We start from the raw sequence: 17,781 nt of genomic DNA on the forward strand, positions 1-17,781 counted from the left end.
CCGGTCATAGCCGGTCAGGCGGCGGTGGCTCCATGACGGGCCAGACCACGGCCCAGGGCGTAGCTCCCCCAGGCCACCACAAAGGTCAGCGGTGCCGAGGCTCCGGCCAGACTCGGCGACAGCATCAGCGCGATGCCGACAATCGCTGCCAGGGCCCAGGCCGCCAGCCCCACAGGGTTGAAGGCGCTGATGTCAGCGTCCAGGTCGACCTCGAGACGCCCCTCCGGCGACAGGATATGGGCCAGTGCCACCCCCACCCAGGCCACCACGAACACGCCTTGATAGGCCAGGGCCGCCAGCAGGTAGCTGAACACGTCCGCCCGCATCAGCAGGTAGGCAAGCCCGCCCACCAGACAGCCGGCCAGGATCTTGTTGAGCTTGAGGCCGGTGAGCTTGCCGACGAAGGCCTCGAGATTGACCGTCGCCAGGTAGAAGTTGGCGGTATTAATGCGGCTCTGGGTCACCCACACCAGCGCCAGCCCGCCGAGCCCCATCAACTCTAGCAGCCCCAACACGATGGACGCCTCCGACAGGCCGTCGGTAGGCAGGCAGGCGTCGAGCAGGATCCCCACCACTCCGCTGAACACGAAGGTCATCAGATAAAAGGGAATGCCGAAGGTGACGCGGGCATGGAAGCGGCTATCCTCGACGCGACCGAAGCGGGCGTAGTCGAAGGTAAACATCATCAGCACCCAGACCCCCATGTAGTAGGCAAAGGTGGACAGCCAGCCGAAGGGACTGGCGCCTCCTTCGGGCACCCGGGAGAGCCAGCCGGAGGGATAGCCGAACTCGGCCATCGCCATGCCCACGGCGATCAGCATGCCGACGATGTACACCGGCAGCAGCACGCCGTTGAACTTGTCGAGCCAGTGCTGGACGCTGCCGAAGATCAGCGAGACTCCGACCACCACCACGATCAGGGTAGCGCTGGCCATGCCGAGCGAGGGCGACCACTCGGACAGCACCAGCGCCATCACATAGCCTTCGAATACCGCGTAGTAGAGCGCCGTGGCAAAAAAGATCAGGGTCGCGATCATCGCCCCCAGATGACCGAACAGGACCCGGGAAAACAGCGCCACGGTCAGCCCGGTACGTATCGCATAGCGGCTGATCACCGCATTGATGACGCCGTAGCAGACCACCGTCAGGGCGATCCCGATCAGCGCGTTGGTGGTGCCGTAACTGCGGGCCATGGCGGCGGCCACCACCATGTAGAAGATGGCGCTGCATACCGCCCACCAGGCCATCATCAGATTGCCCCTGGGCATGCGTTGGTCCAGGGGCATGGGGCGGTCGGCGAAGTCGCCGGCGCCTTGCCCAGCCTTCTCGCGGGATGTCGTGTCGTTCATGGTTGTTGCCTCGTGCTGTTGTTGTGGTTGGACGAAGCCCTTGGACCGAAAAGCCAGCCCATACCTCGGTGACAGGGCTCGAGTGACATTCCGGGCAAGGGGAGCCCGGGCGGAGACATCTGGCTCCGCCGGGCAAAGTGGCAATTGCGGGAATAAGTGAGACGGGATCGAAGCACTCAGGCTCTTGCCTTCGATCCTTTTCAGCCGGCTAGTCGAGCGCCTGGCCGAGGGCCTGGTCCCGGGCATCGCCCAGTGCTTGACGCAGTGCCTCCAGGCGCCCTGCGTAGGCCCTGCGCGCCTCCAGCGCCTGTTCGAGGGACACCTGTACGAAGCGCACCTTCTGATGGGGCTGAATCTGGCCCACCAGATCCATGTCGGCGCTGATCACCGTGCCAACCATGGCGTAGCCACCGCCGGACACGGCGTCTCGGTGGAGAATGATCGGCTCGCTGCCGGCGGGCACCTGGATCGAGCCGATGGGATAGCAGGCATCGACGATGTTGGACGGGTCGTCACCGGCTCCGAAGGGCGGCTCTCGCTCGATGAACCGAAGCGGTGTACCGCCCTTGAAGCGATAGCCGATGCGATCGGCCTCCGAGGCCACGCTCCAGTCCTCCTGATAGAAGCGTTCCCTCGCCTCTTCCTCGAGCAGGTGGTCGTAAAGTCCGGGCACAACGCGCAGCTCATAGTGCTTGGCAAAGCGCGGCACAAAGGCCTCGGGAAGACGCCGACCGACTGCCGCGCGGCTTGCGGCGTTCGATTGACCGAGGGGCAGCACATCGCCAGCCTTGAGCGGACGCCCCTCGTAGCCACCGAGGGCGCCGAGCGCGTAGGTGCTGCGGCTACCCAGACGCTCGGGCACATCGATGCCGCCCTCCACCGCCAGGTAGAGCCGCGCCCCGGCGCGCACAAAGTCGAAACTCAGCACGCTGCCGGCGGGCACCTCGAGCACCTCGAAGTTGGGATGGGGCTGGCCATCGATCTTCGGCACCATTTCCGCGCCGCCGGTGGCGATACGGCAGGCCTGGGTAAAGCGCAGCTCCGGCCCCATCAGGGCGCACTCGAGCACCGCGGCGTCCTCGGCGTTGTCCAGCAGCAGGTTGGCCGAGCGCATGGCGAACTGGTCCATGGCGCCAGAGGGCGGAATGCCCAGGTGGTAATGACCGGCGCGTCCAGCATCCTGGACCGAGGTCGCAAGCCCCGGCTTGATCACTTCAATGCTCATTGAGCACCTCCTCGACGCGACGGGCCACGGCTTCCGGGGCCTCGCGATATTCATCCAGGTCGAACACGAATGGCGCGGTTTTCGGGCGGAAGCGCCCGGCCTCGGCAGCGGCCACCATCGCGTCGTACTCGCTGCGATCGACGGGTCGATGCTTGACGATGTCACCGGGACGGAAATAGATCATCGAGTCATCGATGTGGGGCTGGCTGCCGCTGGGATCGTAGATCGGCATGGGGGTCACCCCGAACATCTGATAGCCCCCGGCGCCGCGCACCGAGTAGATGCAGCTGAAGCAGCCGCCATAGCCGACGGTCTGCTTGGGCGTATCGGTACGAGGCCGTACGTACTTGGGCACCTCGATCTGCCGCTCACGGGGCACCATCTGGTACATGAACGGCAGGCCGGCGACGAAGCCCACCATGGACACGAACCAGGGACTGGCGCTGTGGGCCTCGATAAAGCCATCGACGCTGGCAAAGCCGTTGATCCTGGCGGCGTACTCCAGATCGGTGCCTGACGGGTCCTGGTGGCGATCGCGAAAGCGCATCAGCGTCTCGTGGGTCCAGGGGTCGTTGTAGAGCACCGGCACCTCCACCACCCGGGTCTCCAGGCGCTGAACCTGCTGGCCGAGCACCTCGGCATCGATCTGCTCCAGAGTCTCGATCAAGCGTGACAGCGGCAGCCGGTCGGGATCGTAGCGCACCTGATAGGAGGCGTTGGCGGGACAGATCTCGGCCACCCCGGGGATCTCGCGCTCGGCAAGCCGACTGGTGATCGACACCCCGCGAAAGAAGGCTTCCAGGTTCATCGCCTCGGACAGTTCGACGAACAGGAACTCGTCTCCGGCGGCGCTGTAGCGCGCTGGCTTGGCCTGCCTGGGGTCACGCTGGGTGGATGGCTTCATGACGCTTGCTCCTGTACTGATGGCGCTGACGCCGCCGAGGCTGTGTCCAGCCAGAGCTCCAGGGTGCCGGTATGGAAGTCGCCGCGACGTACTGCCTGGTCTTCCACCAGCCGACGATGCAACCCCGCCGTGGTGGTGAAGCCCTCCAGCGTGAATTCGTCGAGGGCACGACCGGCACGGACCAGCGCCGAGGCGCGATCCTCGTCCCAGACGACCAGCTTGGCCACCAGCGAGTCATAGAACGGCGGCATCCTGTAGCCCTCGTACAGGGCGCTGTCGACGCGTACTCCCGGGCCGGTGGGCCAGGTCAGTCGCTCGACCTGCCCCAGCGACGGGAAGAAGCCATTGTCCGGGTCTTCCGCGTTGATACGCATCTCCACGGCCCAGCCACGTATCGCGATATCGTCCTGGACCACCCCCAGCGGCTCACCCAGGCATACCCTGAGCATCGCCCGCACCAGATCGACACCGGTGATCATCTCGGTGACCGGATGCTCCACCTGGATGCGGGTATTCATCTCGATAAAGAAGAACTCACCGCTGTCATCGTCGTACAGGTACTCAAGCGTCCCGGCGGCCTTGTAGCCGACGTGCTCGGCGAGCGCCACCGCTGAGGCGCAGAGGCGCTCGCGGGCGGCCTCGTCCAGCGCCGGCGATGGGCTTTCCTCGAACACCTTCTGACGCCGTCGCTGCAGCGAGCACTCCCGCTCGTACAGATGCACGGCACGCTCACCGTCGGCCAGGATCTGCACCTCGATATGTCGTGCACGCTCGATAAAACGCTCGAGATAGACGCTGTCATCGCCGAAGGCGGCTCGCGCCTCGCTCTGGGCCAGCGGTAGCTGGGCGCGGAGTTCCGCCTCGTCGGCAGCGGTGCGAATGCCGCGCCCGCCACCGCCGGCGGCGGCCTTGATCAGCAGTGGATAGCCGACCTCGAGTGCGACCTTCACCGCCTCCTCCACGTCGGCCACCGCCGACGGCGACCCCGGCACCACCGGAACACCTGCGACCAGAGCGGTGCGCCTGGCCTCGGCCTTGTTGCCCATGCGCTCGATCAATTCGGCGTCGGGGCCGACGAAGATCATGCCGGCCTCGACCACACGGCGCGCGAAGTCGGCGCTCTCCGACAGGAAGCCGTAGCCGGGATGGACCGCCTCGGCACCGACTTCCCGGGCTGCCGCCAGGATCGCCTCGATGTTCAGATAGCTCTTGGCGGCCTGGGCCGGGCCGATACATACCGCCTCATCGGCCAGTTTGACCGCCAGGCTGTCGGCGTCGGCCTCACTGTGGGTGACGATGCTGGTCAGGCCGAGTTCGCGGGCGGCGCGCACCACCCGCACGGCGATCTCACCGCGATTGACGATCAACAGACGGGTCGCATTCATGCCTCGCCCTCCGAAACGTCGATGACCAGGATGTCCTGACCGGCTTCCAGCACATCGCCGTCATCCACCTCGATGGACGCGATCTGGCCTGTCACCTCGGCCTTGAGTTCGCAGAACTGCTTCATCACTTCGAGCAGGCCGATGGTGTCGCCGGCCTGGACGCTATCACCCGGGGACACGAAGGCCTCGGCCTCGGGCGAGGGACGGCGATAGAAGACGCCGGGAAAGGGGGCTTGCTGTGTTTGCTGGGACATGAGGTCTCTCGCTTGTCATTGGAATTGGTTTGCGCTGAACACGATCAAGGTGAAGATGGCTGTGGCCAGGCGGCCGCAGGCTCAGGGAGCCTTGAGCTCGATGCTGGCATCGGCCAGCCGGCGGCGGATGGCGTCGAGCATCTCCAGCGCCCCGGGGGAATCGCTGTGCAGACACACCGACTGAAAGCTGACCGGTACACGCTTGCCGCTGGCGGTCTCGACCACGCCCTCGCGGGCCGCCAGCAGCACCTTCTCGGCTACCGTTTCGGGGTCGAGGCGCTGCACCTGCCGGACAAAGACGATGGAACCCTGATCGTCGTAGTCACGATCGGCGTAGAACTCGTGGACGCGCTGGATGCCCTCGGCCTCGGCGACCCGATCGATCACCGACCCGGCCAGGCAGTAGATCGGCAGATTGGCGTCGATGGTCATCAGTGCGCGACATAGCGCCGTGGCGAAGCCCTCGTCCCTGGCCGCGTGCATGAACAGGGCCCCGTGAAGCTTCAGGTGATGAAGGCCTAGGCCCTCCCGGGCGGCCAGTTCGCGCAGGGCGCCGAGCTGATAGATGACGTCATTGACCAGTTCATCGGCGGCGGCGTGAATATGCCGGCGACCAAAGCCGACCAGGTCGCGGAAACCGGGATGGGCCCCCACCGCGACACCGTGCTTCGCCGCCTGCTGCAGGCTATGGGTCATGATGGTGGGATCGCCGGCGTGGAAGCCGGTGGCGATATTGGCGGAACTGATGCCGGCCATGATGCGATCGTCGATGTCTCCGCCGATGCGCCAGGCGCCGAATCCCTCCCCCATGTCGGCATTGAGGTCCAGTGTTGTCATTGTGGGTCTCCTCGCGGGTGTTCCATCGTTGTATATGAGAGACGCCACTGATTGGAAATACCAATTCTTGTTTGGCATTATCAAAAAATCCGAATAACAGGTTCGAACAACAGAACTTGAGGGAGATCTCACATGGCGCGCAGTCCTTCCCTTCGCAAGCTGCGCTACTTCGTGGCGGTGGCGGAAAGCGGCAAGGTGACCCAGGCCGCGGTGGACCTGAACGTGTCCCAGTCGTCGATCACCACCGGGGTGCGGGAAATCGAGGACGAGCTGGGCGTCAAGCTGTTCGACCGACAGGCCCAGGGCATGGTGCTGACCCGCGAAGGCACGCGTTTTCTCGACCGGGTCAGACACGTCTTCCAGGCGGTGGACGAGGCCTTCGACTCGACCCGGGTGCACTCGCCGACGCTGGAGGGACGCCTCGATCTGGCCATGAGCTATACCGTGGCGGGTTACTTTCTTCCGCCGCTGCTGGCACAGTTTCAACGTCGCTATCCCGGTGTGACGGTACGCCTGCACGAGGCCTCGAGGCCGACGATCCAGGCCGGCCTGCTCGGCGGGCGCTTCGATCTGGCCATCATGTTGATCTCCAACCTTGAACCGGGTGCCCCGCTGGCCCAGCACCTGCTGATCCGATCGCCCCGCCGCCTGTGGGTCGCCAGCCACCACCCTCTTCACGGCAGGCGCGACGTTGGCCTGGCCGACGTCGCCCGCGAGCCCTATATCATGCTCAACGTCGACGAGGCCGAGCAGACCGCACTGCGCTACTGGGCACCATCGGGACTCGGTCCACAGACGCTGTTCAGCACATCCTCGGTGGAAGCGGTGCGCTCCCTTGTCGCCAGCGGCTCGGGCGTCAGCATCCTGTCGGATATGGTCTATCGGCCCTGGTCGCTGGAGGGCCGACGCATCGAGCACATCGACCTGGCCGACCCCATCCCGACCATGGACGTGGGCTTCGCCTGGGACCGCAAGAGAGCACTGTCGCCGCCGGCCCAAGCGTTTCGCGACGCCCTGATCGAGGCCATGGCGGCGGGCTGACGGCACGCCAGGTACCAGGGGCATGCCACAACGCAAGCGACCTCCCGAAGGAGGTCGCTATCAGAGATTGCAGGTGGCGTTGCCACAAGAGGCGTTCAGCCCTCGACCGGGATCACTGCGATGATGTGGTCCTCGAGGTCGGCCTCGTCCACCTCGGTCTCGGGGATGGCGAAGCTGCGCACGCTGATACCCTTGCGGTGGACCCGCTCGGGATCACCGCAGATCAGATGGTGCCAGCCGGCGAGCTTTCGTCCCTCGGCCAGCCGTCGGTAGGCGCAGGAGTGCGGCAACCACTTGAACTGGTGGGCGAGCTCGGGCGTCAGTTGGGTGCAGTCCGGCACCTTGGCGAGGCGATTGTCATAGTCGCTGCAGCGGCAGCTGTGGGTATCGAGCAGCCGGCAGGACAGGCCCAGCACCGCCAGATCGCCGGTGTCCTCGTCCTCGAGCTTGCGCAGGCAGCACTGGCCGCAGCCATCGCACAGCGCCTCCCATTCCTGCTGGGTCAGCTCATCGAGCGCGTAGCGCTCCCAGAAACGTTCTCTCAGCTCGGCCATGACGTCAGTAGCGGGCTTCGGTGGGGGTGCGATACAGGTCCAGCAGATACTCGTCCTTGGCCGGCGGCATCTGAAAATAGAACCCCTTTTCCTCGATCGCCGCCATCACCTCGGCGCCGCTGGCGCGCGCCAGCGCCTTGTCGGCGGTGAGGATCATGGTCATCACCGATACCGGCGTGCCGAAGCGCTCCATCAGCGCTTCGGGGACCCGCTTGAGCCCCTCGCGCTTGTCCACGTAGAGATACATCTCGTCCTTGCGCGAGCTCTTGAATATCTCGCACAGCATCTTGCCCTGCATCGTCGTCATGTCGGTCTCATCGGGCGCCACCTGGGCTGCCCTGTCGGTCTGGTGGGCGTCCTTTCGATTCATCGGACGCCTCGTCGTTGCTGTTAGTGTTTCGTCAGCCTGGTCGAGTCCTTCTTTCTAGCCGGCTTGGGCCAACTCCCCCAGGGCTCCTTCAAGGCGCTCATTAAGTCGTTCGCCACGCCAGCCACTGGGCAGCGGCAGCGGCTGGTTGCGCAGGCTGGCGGTGACCAGGGCTTCCAGCTCACGCCGGCGCAGCAGCACCTCGGGGGCGACGCCCAGCGACTCGGCGTCGAGATTGACCACCTTCTTGAGCGCCTTCATGCGCGCCTTGAACGGCGGCAAGGTTGGTGCCAGTGGCGCAGGTGCGAGCTCCGAGACCTCTCGGTGGGCGGCCTGCTTGACCATCGCCAAGAGGGTGTCGCCCTCTCGCTTGATCAGGGTCGGCTTGACGCCCTCCACCGCCGCCAGGTCATGACGGTTGGCCGGCATCTTCTCGGCGATGGCGTAGAGCACACGATCCTGAATCACCCAGTTGCGCGGCAGGTCCCTGGCCCGGGCCTCGCCCTCGCGCCAGGTGGTCATCAGGCGGTAGGCCTCGACCTGACGCGGGGCCAGCCGCCATAGCTGACGCTGGCGCAGGTACCACTGGCCGTCGCTTTCGCTGGAGCGCTGCGACTGGGCCACCAGGTCGGTACAGTCCTCCAGCACCCACTCGAGTCGACCGTGGCGCTCCAGCGACTCACGCTGGTGCTGCCACACCATCAGCAGGTAGACCACGTCCAGCGCCGCGTAGCTCAGCTGGGAATCGCTCAGGGGGCGCTCCAGCCAGTTCGAACGGGTCTCTTCCTTGGGCAGCGTCTCGCCCACCCAGAACTCCACCAGCCGCTGGTAGCCCATGGCGGCGTCTTCGCCCAAGAGCCCCTGGGCCACCTGGGTGTCGACCAGCGGCGTCGGCGCGACCCCGGCCCAGTGGCCGAATACCTCGAGGTCCTCGCTGCTGGCGTGCAGGAGCTTCAAGGCGTCATTGGTCAGCAGTTGCCGGCAACGCTCGGTGCAGGCGACCTCCAGCGGGTCGATCAGATAGGTGGCGTCGCCACCGTAGATCTGGATCAGTGCGGGAACCGGGTGAAAGGTCTTCTCGCGAAAGAACTCCGTGTCCAGCGCCAGTACCGGTGCCTGGGACAGCGCCTGGCAGGCGTCGTCGAGAGCGTCGGCGCTATCGATCCATCGAATATCAGGGATTACAGGCATTCAAGCATCCATTTGAGGCAACAACGTTCGCCCGACTTATTCACTGTCGAAGGGCAGGCGACCGGAAAAGGCGCGGCTCAAGGTCCCGCCGTCGACGTACTCGAGCTCCCCCCCCATGGGAACACCATAGGCCAGACGCGACAGACGTGCACCGTGGCGCTGGATCTGGGTGGCGATATAGTGGGCGGTGGCTTCGCCTTCCACGGTGGGATTGGTCGCCAGCACCACCTCCTCGATCAGACCTTCTTCCATCAGGGTCTCGAGCTGATCGAGACCGATGTCCTCGGGCCCGATACCGTCCAGCGGCGACAGGTGGCCGTGCAACACGAAGTAACGTCCCTGAAAGCCGCCGGCCTCCTCGATGGCCAGCATATCCGCCGGCGACTCGACCACACACAGCAGGCTGTCGTCCCGACGCGCGCTCTGACAAAGCCCGCACAGCGGCTCTTCGGTCAGGGTCCGGCAGCGCTGGCAGTAGCCTACCCTTTCGACCGCCTCACGCATCACCTCGGCCAGACGCTGGCCGCCTTCACGCTGGCGCTCCAGCAGGTGCATGGCCATGCGCTGGGCGGTCTTGGGCCCGACGCCCGGCAGCACGCGGAGTGCGTCCATCAATTGCTCGACCAGGGGAGAAAAACTCATGGGCAAACTCGTCCAGCGCCGGGCAAACACTGCGTCCGGCGGATACACTCTCGCCCAGGCCAGTCGCTGGCCCGGGTCGCGTCAGGGTCGGCTTAGAACGGCATCTTGAAGCCGGGCGGCAGGTTGAGGCCCGAGGTCACCTCTTCCATCTTGGCCTTGGAGCTGGTCTCGACCTTGCGCACGGCGTCGTTGACCGCAGCGGCCAGCAAGTCCTCGAGCAGTTCCTTGTCCTCTTCCATCACCGACGGGTCGATCTCGACCTTGCTGACGTCATGGCGGCCGTTCATGGTCACCTTGACCATGCCGGCGCCGGCTTCACCCAGCACCTCGGCCTTGGCGATTTCTTCCTGGACCCGCTGCATCTTGTCCTGCATTTCCTGGGCCTGTTTCATCAGGTTACCCATTCCACCTTTCATCATGGTCCGATCCTCTCGTTTTAAACTGTCAGGCGCAGACGCTCAGCGTCTGGCCTTGCGGGTCTCGCCGGCGGGGGTCACGGTGGACTCCACCAGCCTGGCGCCGAATGTCTGCTGCAATTGTTGAATATGGGGATCACGCTTCAAGGCCTCAACCGCTTCGGCGTGGCGTTCCGCTGCCAGGCGTTCGGCCATCTGCCGCGGAGTCTCGACGCTGGTGTCGAGCTGACGCACCTCGATCTCGAGTCGACGGGGATACCCCAGGGCCTCGAGGGCATCGCGAATCCGGTTCTGGTGAACCTCGGCGTTCATCGCCGATTGCGACGGGTCCAGATGCAGATGTAGCCGTTCACCGTCGTCGGCGGCCACCACGCAGTGGGCGGCAAGGTTACGGGTCAGGCCCGACACGCCAAGATCATCGAAGTGGGCCAGCCAGGCGCTGTGAGTCAGCGCCCCTGTCGGCATCGCGGTAGTCTCGCCAGCGGCGGGCTCTGCGGCGTGCTGCTGGTGCTGCGAGGCCTCGTCGACCATCGCCTCGGCCGCCATCGCCTCTGCAGCCATCTCCTCGACCTCGGCGTCGGGCTCAAGGCTTGGCTCTGCGCTTGGCCCAAAGCTTGGCTCGGGGCTGGGCTCTTCGCTACTCGCTTCGCCCCCGGCGACCGCAGGCGTTTCGGCCAGGTGCGGTTCAGTCGGGAGCGGTTCGGTCGGGAGCGGTTGGTCCTGAGTAGACGCCATCGCTTGCCCGGCCTGGGCCTCGGCGGACGGCGTCTCGGCCGGGCCGACCGGCTCGTTCGAGACGGTCGGTGCCGGCTCGCTGGCAACGGCGGTGGGCGCCTCAGCGCCCGGCGTAGGGTCCTCGGGAGCACCGCCCTCCCAGGGCGGCGGCACGTCACTGGCGTGGTTGTTCGCACGATAGTCGGCTTCGCCGCCACTATCATCGCGACTGTCTGGCGCTTCACCCGGCATGGGCGCTGGCCCATCGACGGGCGCCGGCGCGGCATCGACACTGGCCTCGACCGGCGCCGCCGTCTGCGCCTGGGTCTCGGACGAGGATGGCGCACCAGGCTCGGGCTGTGGTTCAGGCTGCGGTGCGGGCTGAACGTGAGGTTGAGGCTGAGCTTGGTTCTGAGCTTGTTTCTGGGCTGGGGTCTGAGCTTGTGTCTGAACTTCGGGCTGCGGTTCGCTCCGAGAGTCAGGCAGCGCGGCAGACGGTGAACCCGCCTGCGGCGCTGCCTCGCCGCGCATCGGCAGCGGCGTCCGGGCGGGCCTGGGCACGCCCTGGGGACGAAACGCCAGCATCCGCAGCAGGGTCATTTCCAGGGCGGTACGCAGGTCAGGGGCGTGGGCCATGTCGGCACGTCCCTGTACCCCGATCTGATAGTAGAGCTGCACGTCCTCGGCGGCGAAGCGCCCGGCCAGTTCAAGCAGCGCCTGACGGTCGCCGTGACCGTTGTCCAGCGCCGACGGCACCATCTGACCGATCGCCAGGCGGTGCAGCACCGCCGTCAGATCGTCGAGCACCGCACCGAAGTCCGGACCCTGCTCGGCCAGGCTCGCCACCTCCTGGAGCAGCCGCGCGGCGTCCACCTCGGCCAGCGCCTCGATCAGCGCCAGCACGTGGCGATGGTCGAGGGTACCGAGCATGGCGGCGACGTCGGCGTGGCGGACCTCACCCTGGCCGAAGGCGATCGACTGGTCGGTCAGACTCATGGCATCGCGCATGGAGCCGGCGGCGGCCTTGCCCAGCAGCCACAGTGCAGACTCCTCGAAGGGTACCTGCTCGGCTTCCAGCACCTTGGACAGGTGGCCGACGATACGCTCCGGCGGCATATGCTTGAGGGTAAACTGCAGGCAGCGCGACAGCACCGTGGGCGGCAGCTTCTGCGGATCGGTGGTCGCCAGCAGGAACTTCACATGGGGCGGCGGCTCTTCCAGGGTCTTCAGCAGCGCATTGAAACTGCTGGTGGAGAGCATGTGCACCTCATCGATGAGGTACACCTTGTAGCGACCCTGGGTCGGCGCGTACTGAACATTGTCGAGCAGCTCGCGGGTGTCCTCGACCTTGGTCCGGGAGGCGGCGTCGACCTCGATCAGGTCGACGAAGCGGCCCTGGTCGATGGACTGACAGCTATCGCAACGGCCACAGGGGGTCGAGGTCACGCCGTCGTCACCTTCCCCCTTGTCGGTGCAATTGAGGCACTTGGCCAGGATACGCGCCAGGGTCGTCTTGCCGACACCTCGGGTCCCGGTGAACAGGTAGGCATGGTGCAGGCGGCCCTGGTCCAGGGCATTGACCAACGCCCGCTGGACATGCTCCTGCCCCACCAGTTCATGGAAGGTGCGAGGCCGCCATTTGCGGGCCAGTACCTGATAGCTCATTGAACGTTCTTTCCTGCGGCTGGGCTTTGGGCCAGGCGACCCGCTGAGACAACGCGGCGGGAGCGAGGCGGCGTGGCGGTCACGCGACGGTGTTTCCCGCCCGATGGTCGTGGCATTCTACCGGGTGGGGCCTTGGGCGCAAAGGCCAAGGGGGGTTCACGCCGTTGAAGCGGCACCTTACACCTGTGCGCCCGTCTGGCGTTGCTCGCATCCGCCACTGGTGAGAGGTACCCGCAGCCAACCGACGGTAGCGTCCCGCCTTCCATTGCCACAGGACCCTTCATGTCTGACTCCGCGCCCACCTCCTCCGAGACGCCCCCCACCGCGAATCGACGGCTATCGCCCTCACGGCGACTGAAGGTGCTGCTGACGCTGGCCATCGTCGCGGTGATGGCACTGTCCTGGCTCGATGTGCTCGACCGTGCGACCCAGCGCCAGGTAGAGGGCGCCACTACCCAGGCGCTGCTCGCCTTCGCTGCCGCCCGGGGGCTCAATGCGGGCATCTCGGTGCTGCAGTCCACCGAGATGGGCGTTGGCGTGTCGACCCATCCCTTCGAGGCGCTGGACCCCTTCAACGACCTGGTGGAGGACTACGCCAGCGTGATGAAGCTGGCCATCGGCTCACTGATCGGCCAGACCCTGCTGCTGGAAATCACCGGCTCGCTGATGTTCAAGATCGCCCTGAGCCTGGCCGGTGCCTTGCTGATCCTGTGCCTGTGGCGAGACTGGCGGCTGACGCCACTGGCGTGGAAGGCCTTCGCACTGATCGGACTCGGCCGGTTTCTGCTGCTGCTGACACTGGTGGCCAGCACCCTGGTGGATCAGGCGTTTCTCGATGAGCGCACCAGCGCCAGCATGGCCGAGGTCCAGGGCCTGTCCGAAGAGGTCCAGGCCACCGGCCTGGCCGAGGCCGGCGATGCCTTGACGCCACAGCAGCGCGAGCGGCTTGAGGCCGAGATGGCCGATACCGACCAGCGACGCCAGCAACTGCGCGAATCGCTGATCGAGACCAATCGACAGATCGGCAAGGCCGAGGACGCGGTGGAACAGAGTCGCGGTCGGCTGTCGCTGTTGACCGCCCGGCTGAGTCTGACCGAGCGCCTCAACCCCTTCCACGACAACCCCGAGATCGAGCGCCTCGAACAGCAGCTTGGCCAACGGCGACAGCGCCTGGCCGGGCTCACCGACGAGCGCGAGGGCCAGCTCGCCGAGCTCGCCGCCGTGGACCGCGAACGCGATACCCTGCGCCGCCGCCTGGCGGGCGAGGACCCGGACGAAGGTCTGTTCGACGGCCTGGCCGAGCGCATCGGAGCCCTCACCGACGGCCTCAGCATCAGCGCCATTCAGAGCCGGATCGAATCCGGCACCAACGCCATCCTCCAGTTGATGGCGCTGTTTGTGATGCGCACCCTAGTGATTCCGCTGCTGTTTCTGTGGCTTGGGCTGAAGCTGTTCAAGGGGCTGTATTCGCGGCCCGGGGCATCGCTTCGCCTACCACCACCCGCACCGGAGCGGGTGATCCATCCGCCGCCCCAGGCAGACGTCGAGTCGCGAGACTGAACGCCGCCCCCTGGAAGCCTAGGCGCCCTGGAAGCCCTGAAGCACCTTGGCCACATTGACGCCGATCTCTTCCACCGCGTAGCCGCCCTCCATCAGGATGACGGTGGGTAGGCCCAGGCTTGCCAGGCGCCGCCCCATGTCGAGGAAGTCATCGCTCTTGAGGCGGAAGCTCGAGATGGGGTCGCCTTCGAAGGTATCGACACCCAGCGACACCACCAGAAGGCTTGCCTGCTTGTCGCTGATCTCGGCCAGGGCAAGCTCCAGGCGCTCGCGCCAGGTGGCATAGTCGGTACCCGGCGGCAACGGATAGTTGACGTTGTAGCCAAGCCCCGGCCCCTCGCCCTTCTCGTCGGCGTGGCCGAGATAGTAGGGAAAGCACTGGTCCGGGTCGCCGTGGATCGACTGGGTCAGGACATCGTCACGGCCATAGAAGACCTGCTGGGTGCCGTTGCCGTGGTGGAAGTCGACGTCGAGGATCGCCACCCGAGCGTGACCATCGTCGAGCGCACGCTGGGCCACGATGGCCGCATTGTTGAAAAAGCAGTAGCCGCCGAACTGATCACTGGCGGCGTGATGACCCGGCGGGCGGCACAGGCCAAAGCTCGGCTGGCCGCTGGAAGCGGTGTGCTCGTAGGCCGACAGCGCCACGTCCTTGCTGGCCATCGCCGCCTCGAAGGTACCGGGGGAAATCGAGGTGTCGCCACCGAGCGCATAGTAACCAAGCTTGCCACCGACATGGCCGGGAATACGATCCTCGCGCATGGTACGCGTCGGCCAGATGGTAGGGATGGCCTCGCCGCCGTGACCGGCTGCCTGCCATTCATCCCAGCAGGTCGAGAGAAACTCGACGTAGGCTGCATCATGCACCGCCAGCACCGGCGCCAGGCCGTGCTCCCTCGGTGCGGCGACCGGTCCGACACCGCTGTCACGGAGCTGTGCGAGCACCAGGTCGACCCGCTCGGGGCACTCGAAGGGGGTCATCAGCTGGCCATCGTGGAGTTCGGTCCTGGCACGACGCAGCTTGGTCGCTTCACTGTGGTACACCTGCATGCTTGCATTATTCCTTTTGTTGACCGGCGACGGGGTGACCGACAACGCCTTCAGCGCAAATCGGGCGTACGCATTGTGCCGCCAGGCCCGTCAACAAGGGAAGCCCGGCGACCGGCGCCGGGCTTCATCATCAAGAGGCTTTTCTGTCAGGGCTCTTGTCAGGGCTTGCTTGTCCGAGGGCTTCTCAAGCAGTCGTGCGTGGCCCTAGCCTAGCCCTGCCCCTCCAGCTGGCGTTCCAGTTCGCGACGCACGTTCTCGTCCAGCGACAGCGCGGTGCCCAGCTCGTCCAGCCAGGCACGCTCCATGGCATTCTGGTCGTCGATCACGGCGGCGCTTGCCAGGTACATCTCCCGCGCCGCCTGGGGCGAGTCGGCCTGACTGGCAAGGGCATGGGCGTCCAGCGGCGCCTGGAGCTGACGCTCGACCCAGGCATGCAACTCATCATCGGCCCCGAGCTGCTGAATCTGCTCGCTGATCAGGGCGCGCTCCTGGGCGTCGATGTGGCCGTCGGCCCGGGCCGCCATGATCACCGCCTGCAATACCTCCAGGCTACGCCGTTCCTGGGCCTCGCCGCCGAGCTCCTCCAGCGGAGCTCCTTCACCGGATTGAGCCCCCTGAGACGCGGGGGTGGCCTCATCACCGCCACGGGACTTCTGCCAGGCCTTCCAGGCCAGCATGCCGACGCCGGCGATGGCGCCATACTTGATCGCCTTGCCGCCCATGCTGCGGCCGCGCTTGGATCCCATCAGCATGCCCAGCGCGCCGCCCCCGAGCAGGCTCTTCATGTCCATGCCGCCGCCACCGCTGGACGACGACGATCCCCCGGAAAGCTGGGACGAGACGCTGTTGATCAGCCCCTGCACGTCGAAGCCGCCCTTGCCGGAAGACGAACCGCCGGAAGACGAACCGCCGGCCTGTTTCATCAGTTGGTCGAGCAGGTACTTGGCATTCATATCGCACTCCTCCTTGGTCGATGGTCATTGGAAAGCTCGACGACGGCGAGGTTCCCTGGATACGAGCCGCCGTCTCGATTCAACCGCGGACAAGGGCCCATGGCGTCACCATAGACACTGGCACTAGCCTTGGCATCCTGATTTATCCTCGCGGATCGAGCCCTCCTGAACGCAAGAACCCGCCAAGCGAACTTGGCGGGTCCTGGTTCAGCGGCGCACCCCGCTGTCGGCTCAAATGTCGGCCCGGGGTCAGCGTGCCATCTTCACCATCTGGCGGTTGACGAACTCATCCATGCCATCCTTGCCAAGCTCGCGGCCGAAGCCGGAGCGCTTGACGCCACCGAAGGGCAGCTCGGCTTCACTGCCGGGCGGCTCGTTGATGTGGACCATGCCCACCTCGAGACGATTAGCCAGCTCGAGCGCTCCCTCCGGGTTGGAGGTCTGGATCACCGCGCCCAGGCCATAGGGCGTGTCGTTGGCCAGGTCGATCGCGTCCTCCAGATCGGCGGCACGGTAGACCACGGCCACCGGTCCGAACAGCTCCTCCTGGAAGATCCGCATGTCGCGGGTCACGCCGGTCAGCAGGGTCGGGGCGTACCAGGCGCCAGCGCGATCCAGGCGCTTGCCGCCGGTGACCAGGGTCGCGCCCTGGCGGATCGCGTCCTGGACCTGAGCATCCAGGTTGGTCAGCGCCTGCTCCGAGGACATCGGTCCCATCACGGTATCGTCCGCCATGGGATCACCGACCTTGATCTGCTCCACCGCCTCGCGGAAGGCCGCCAGGAAGTCATCGTAGACGGCGTCGTCGACGATGATCCGCTTGGCCGCGTTGCAGGCCTGACCGCAGTTGCCGAAACGTCCCTGCACCGCCTGCTTGACGGCCTGCTCCAGATCGGCGTCGGGCAGCACCAGGAAGGGATCGGAGCCACCCAGCTCCAGCACCACCTTCTTGAGCTGGCGACCGGCCTGCTCGGCCACCGCCGCGCCGGCACGCTCTGAACCGGTCAGCGACACGCCCTGCACCCGCGGGTCGGCGATCAGCTCGCCCACCTGCTCGTTGCTGGCGTAGAGGTTGGTGTAAAGCCCCTTGGGCGCCCCCGCCTCGGTGAAGATGTCCTCGATGGCCTTGGCCGACTCCGGACACTGGGGAGCGTGCTTGAGCAGGATGGTGTTGCCGTTGAGCACGTTGGGGCCAGCAAAGCGCGCCACCTGATAGTAGGGGAAGTTCCACGGCATGATGCCCAGCAGCACCCCGAGTCCCTGCTTGCGCACCTCGGCCTTGGCGCCGCCGGTGACGATGGGCTCCGGCTCCAGCCAGGCCGGGCCGTTGTCGGCGTAGTAGCGGTAAATGTCCACCACCACCGACATTTCGCCCAGGGCCTGGGACTTCGGCTTGCCCATCTCGCGCACGATGATATCGGCGAGCTGGTCACGACGCTGTTCGTGCAGGTCGGCGACCCGGTGCAGCAGCGCCGCACGTTCGGCGGGGGTAACGTCACGCCAGGCCAGATACGCCTGGTGCGCCGACTCCACGGCCTTCAGAATCTCGCCGTCGCTGGCGTCGGGGTAGGTGGCTTCGACCTCTCCGGTCGCCGGGTTGGTAACCTTGTAGTGGCTCATGGCTGTCTCTCCTTGCGGCATGGCTGTGCGACCAGCCTTCGCATGGCGAAGGCT

General features: G+C 66.0%; 17 protein-coding genes. 2 read left to right on the plus strand and 15 right to left on the minus strand.

Features of this window, described 5'->3' with window-relative positions:
* Positions 1-14: 14 nt before the first annotated feature.
* The 6 genes from NH448_RS00650 to NH448_RS00675 form a co-directional block, all read right to left on the minus strand.
* Positions 15-1,349 (minus strand): allantoin permease, encoded by a 1,335-nt coding sequence (locus NH448_RS00650; RefSeq protein ID WP_253028334.1) that lies wholly within the window; start codon positions 1,347-1,349, stop codon positions 15-17.
* A gap of 208 nt (positions 1,350-1,557) precedes the next feature.
* Entirely contained in the window at positions 1,558-2,574 is a 1,017-nt protein-coding gene (locus NH448_RS00655; protein ID WP_108132622.1) for a biotin-dependent carboxyltransferase family protein, read from the minus strand.
* Positions 2,564-3,478, minus strand: coding sequence for a carboxyltransferase domain-containing protein (locus tag NH448_RS00660; protein ID WP_108132621.1), 915 nt, complete (start codon positions 3,476-3,478; stop codon positions 2,564-2,566). The genes NH448_RS00655 and NH448_RS00660 overlap by 11 nt, the downstream gene beginning before the upstream one ends.
* Positions 3,475-4,863 carry an acetyl-CoA carboxylase biotin carboxylase subunit gene (locus tag NH448_RS00665; protein ID WP_108132620.1) on the minus strand — a complete coding sequence of 463 codons (1,389 nt, stop codon included), beginning with the start codon at positions 4,861-4,863 and terminating at the stop codon, positions 3,475-3,477. Before NH448_RS00665 ends, NH448_RS00660 begins: the two co-directional genes overlap by 4 nt.
* Positions 4,860-5,117: an acetyl-CoA carboxylase gene (locus NH448_RS00670; protein WP_045993215.1), complete on the minus strand. Its 258-nt coding sequence runs from the start codon at positions 5,115-5,117 to the stop codon at positions 4,860-4,862. Before NH448_RS00670 ends, NH448_RS00665 begins: the two co-directional genes overlap by 4 nt.
* An 81-nt stretch (positions 5,118-5,198) precedes the next feature.
* Entirely contained in the window at positions 5,199-5,954 is a 756-nt protein-coding gene (locus NH448_RS00675; protein WP_045993214.1) for a 5-oxoprolinase subunit PxpA, read from the minus strand.
* A gap of 132 nt (positions 5,955-6,086) precedes the next feature.
* Here NH448_RS00675 and NH448_RS00680 point away from each other — a divergent pair, with 132 nt between their 5' ends.
* The gene (locus NH448_RS00680; protein WP_045993213.1) at positions 6,087-6,995 is read left to right on the plus strand and encodes a LysR substrate-binding domain-containing protein; all 909 of its coding nucleotides are present in this window, start codon (positions 6,087-6,089) and stop codon (positions 6,993-6,995) included.
* A gap of 95 nt (positions 6,996-7,090) precedes the next feature.
* On the opposite strand, the gene NH448_RS00685 is transcribed toward NH448_RS00680, so the two are convergent.
* The 6 genes from NH448_RS00685 to dnaX form a co-directional block, all read right to left on the minus strand.
* Positions 7,091-7,549: a YcgN family cysteine cluster protein gene (locus NH448_RS00685; RefSeq protein WP_045993212.1), complete on the minus strand. Its 459-nt coding sequence runs from the start codon at positions 7,547-7,549 to the stop codon at positions 7,091-7,093.
* A 4-nt stretch (positions 7,550-7,553) separates the two neighbouring features.
* Positions 7,554-7,847, minus strand: a complete 294-nt coding sequence (locus NH448_RS00690; protein ID WP_045993267.1) for a YcgL domain-containing protein — start codon at positions 7,845-7,847, stop codon at positions 7,554-7,556.
* Positions 7,848-7,973: 126 nt separating this feature from the next.
* Positions 7,974-9,107 carry a ribonuclease D gene (rnd, locus tag NH448_RS00695; protein WP_045993211.1) on the minus strand — a complete coding sequence of 378 codons (1,134 nt, stop codon included), beginning with the start codon at positions 9,105-9,107 and terminating at the stop codon, positions 7,974-7,976.
* Between the two features lie 36 nt (positions 9,108-9,143).
* Entirely contained in the window at positions 9,144-9,749 is a 606-nt protein-coding gene (gene recR, locus NH448_RS00700; protein ID WP_045993210.1) for a recombination mediator RecR, read from the minus strand.
* A gap of 92 nt (positions 9,750-9,841) precedes the next feature.
* Positions 9,842-10,168, minus strand: coding sequence for a YbaB/EbfC family nucleoid-associated protein (locus tag NH448_RS00705; RefSeq protein WP_045993209.1), 327 nt, complete (start codon positions 10,166-10,168; stop codon positions 9,842-9,844).
* A 39-nt stretch (positions 10,169-10,207) separates the two neighbouring features.
* Positions 10,208-12,544, minus strand: coding sequence for a DNA polymerase III subunit gamma/tau (gene dnaX, locus NH448_RS00710; protein ID WP_253028335.1), 2,337 nt, complete (start codon positions 12,542-12,544; stop codon positions 10,208-10,210).
* 282 nt (positions 12,545-12,826) lie between these two features.
* Here dnaX and NH448_RS00715 point away from each other — a divergent pair, with 282 nt between their 5' ends.
* Entirely contained in the window at positions 12,827-14,104 is a 1,278-nt protein-coding gene (locus NH448_RS00715; protein WP_253028336.1) for a hypothetical protein, read from the plus strand.
* Between the two features lie 18 nt (positions 14,105-14,122).
* On the opposite strand, the gene NH448_RS00720 is transcribed toward NH448_RS00715, so the two are convergent.
* The 3 genes from NH448_RS00720 to NH448_RS00730 form a co-directional block, all read right to left on the minus strand.
* Positions 14,123-15,154 carry a histone deacetylase family protein gene (locus tag NH448_RS00720; RefSeq protein ID WP_108447622.1) on the minus strand — a complete coding sequence of 344 codons (1,032 nt, stop codon included), beginning with the start codon at positions 15,152-15,154 and terminating at the stop codon, positions 14,123-14,125.
* 209 nt (positions 15,155-15,363) lie between these two features.
* On the minus strand, positions 15,364-16,107 hold the full coding sequence (locus tag NH448_RS00725; protein ID WP_108447621.1) for a tellurite resistance TerB family protein: 744 nt from the start codon (positions 16,105-16,107) through the stop codon (positions 15,364-15,366).
* A 249-nt stretch (positions 16,108-16,356) separates the two neighbouring features.
* A complete protein-coding gene (locus NH448_RS00730; protein WP_108132613.1) occupies positions 16,357-17,727 on the minus strand; it encodes an NAD-dependent succinate-semialdehyde dehydrogenase in 1,371 nt (456 codons plus the stop codon).
* Between the last annotated feature and the right edge of the window lie 54 nt (positions 17,728-17,781).

The organism is Halomonas sp. OfavH-34-E, from assembly GCF_024124525.1.
GTDB lineage: Bacteria > Pseudomonadota > Gammaproteobacteria > Pseudomonadales > Halomonadaceae > Halomonas > Halomonas litopenaei.

Excerpts from the sequence above, each read along its gene's own strand:
- NH448_RS00650 (WP_253028334.1), bottom strand. The coding sequence starts at position 1,349 with ATGAACGACACGACATCCCGCGAGAAGGCTGGGCAAGGCGCCGGCGAC.
- NH448_RS00655 (WP_108132622.1), bottom strand. The coding sequence starts at position 2,574 with ATGAGCATTGAAGTGATCAAGCCGGGGCTTGCGACCTCGGTCCAGGAT.
- NH448_RS00660 (WP_108132621.1), bottom strand. The coding sequence starts at position 3,478 with ATGAAGCCATCCACCCAGCGTGACCCCAGGCAGGCCAAGCCAGCGCGC.
- NH448_RS00665 (WP_108132620.1), bottom strand. The coding sequence starts at position 4,863 with ATGAATGCGACCCGTCTGTTGATCGTCAATCGCGGTGAGATCGCCGTG.
- NH448_RS00670 (WP_045993215.1), bottom strand. The coding sequence starts at position 5,117 with ATGTCCCAGCAAACACAGCAAGCCCCCTTTCCCGGCGTCTTCTATCGC.
- NH448_RS00675 (WP_045993214.1), bottom strand. The coding sequence starts at position 5,954 with ATGACAACACTGGACCTCAATGCCGACATGGGGGAGGGATTCGGCGCC.
- NH448_RS00680 (WP_045993213.1), top strand. The coding sequence starts at position 6,087 with ATGGCGCGCAGTCCTTCCCTTCGCAAGCTGCGCTACTTCGTGGCGGTG.
- NH448_RS00685 (WP_045993212.1), bottom strand. The coding sequence starts at position 7,549 with ATGGCCGAGCTGAGAGAACGTTTCTGGGAGCGCTACGCGCTCGATGAG.
- NH448_RS00690 (WP_045993267.1), bottom strand. The coding sequence starts at position 7,847 with ATGCAGGGCAAGATGCTGTGCGAGATATTCAAGAGCTCGCGCAAGGAC.
- rnd (WP_045993211.1), bottom strand. The coding sequence starts at position 9,107 with ATGCCTGTAATCCCTGATATTCGATGGATCGATAGCGCCGACGCTCTC.
- recR (WP_045993210.1), bottom strand. The coding sequence starts at position 9,749 with ATGAGTTTTTCTCCCCTGGTCGAGCAATTGATGGACGCACTCCGCGTG.
- NH448_RS00705 (WP_045993209.1), bottom strand. The coding sequence starts at position 10,168 with ATGATGAAAGGTGGAATGGGTAACCTGATGAAACAGGCCCAGGAAATG.
- dnaX (WP_253028335.1), bottom strand. The coding sequence starts at position 12,544 with ATGAGCTATCAGGTACTGGCCCGCAAATGGCGGCCTCGCACCTTCCAT.
- NH448_RS00715 (WP_253028336.1), top strand. The coding sequence starts at position 12,827 with ATGTCTGACTCCGCGCCCACCTCCTCCGAGACGCCCCCCACCGCGAAT.
- NH448_RS00720 (WP_108447622.1), bottom strand. The coding sequence starts at position 15,154 with ATGCAGGTGTACCACAGTGAAGCGACCAAGCTGCGTCGTGCCAGGACC.
- NH448_RS00725 (WP_108447621.1), bottom strand. The coding sequence starts at position 16,107 with ATGAATGCCAAGTACCTGCTCGACCAACTGATGAAACAGGCCGGCGGT.
- NH448_RS00730 (WP_108132613.1), bottom strand. The coding sequence starts at position 17,727 with ATGAGCCACTACAAGGTTACCAACCCGGCGACCGGAGAGGTCGAAGCC.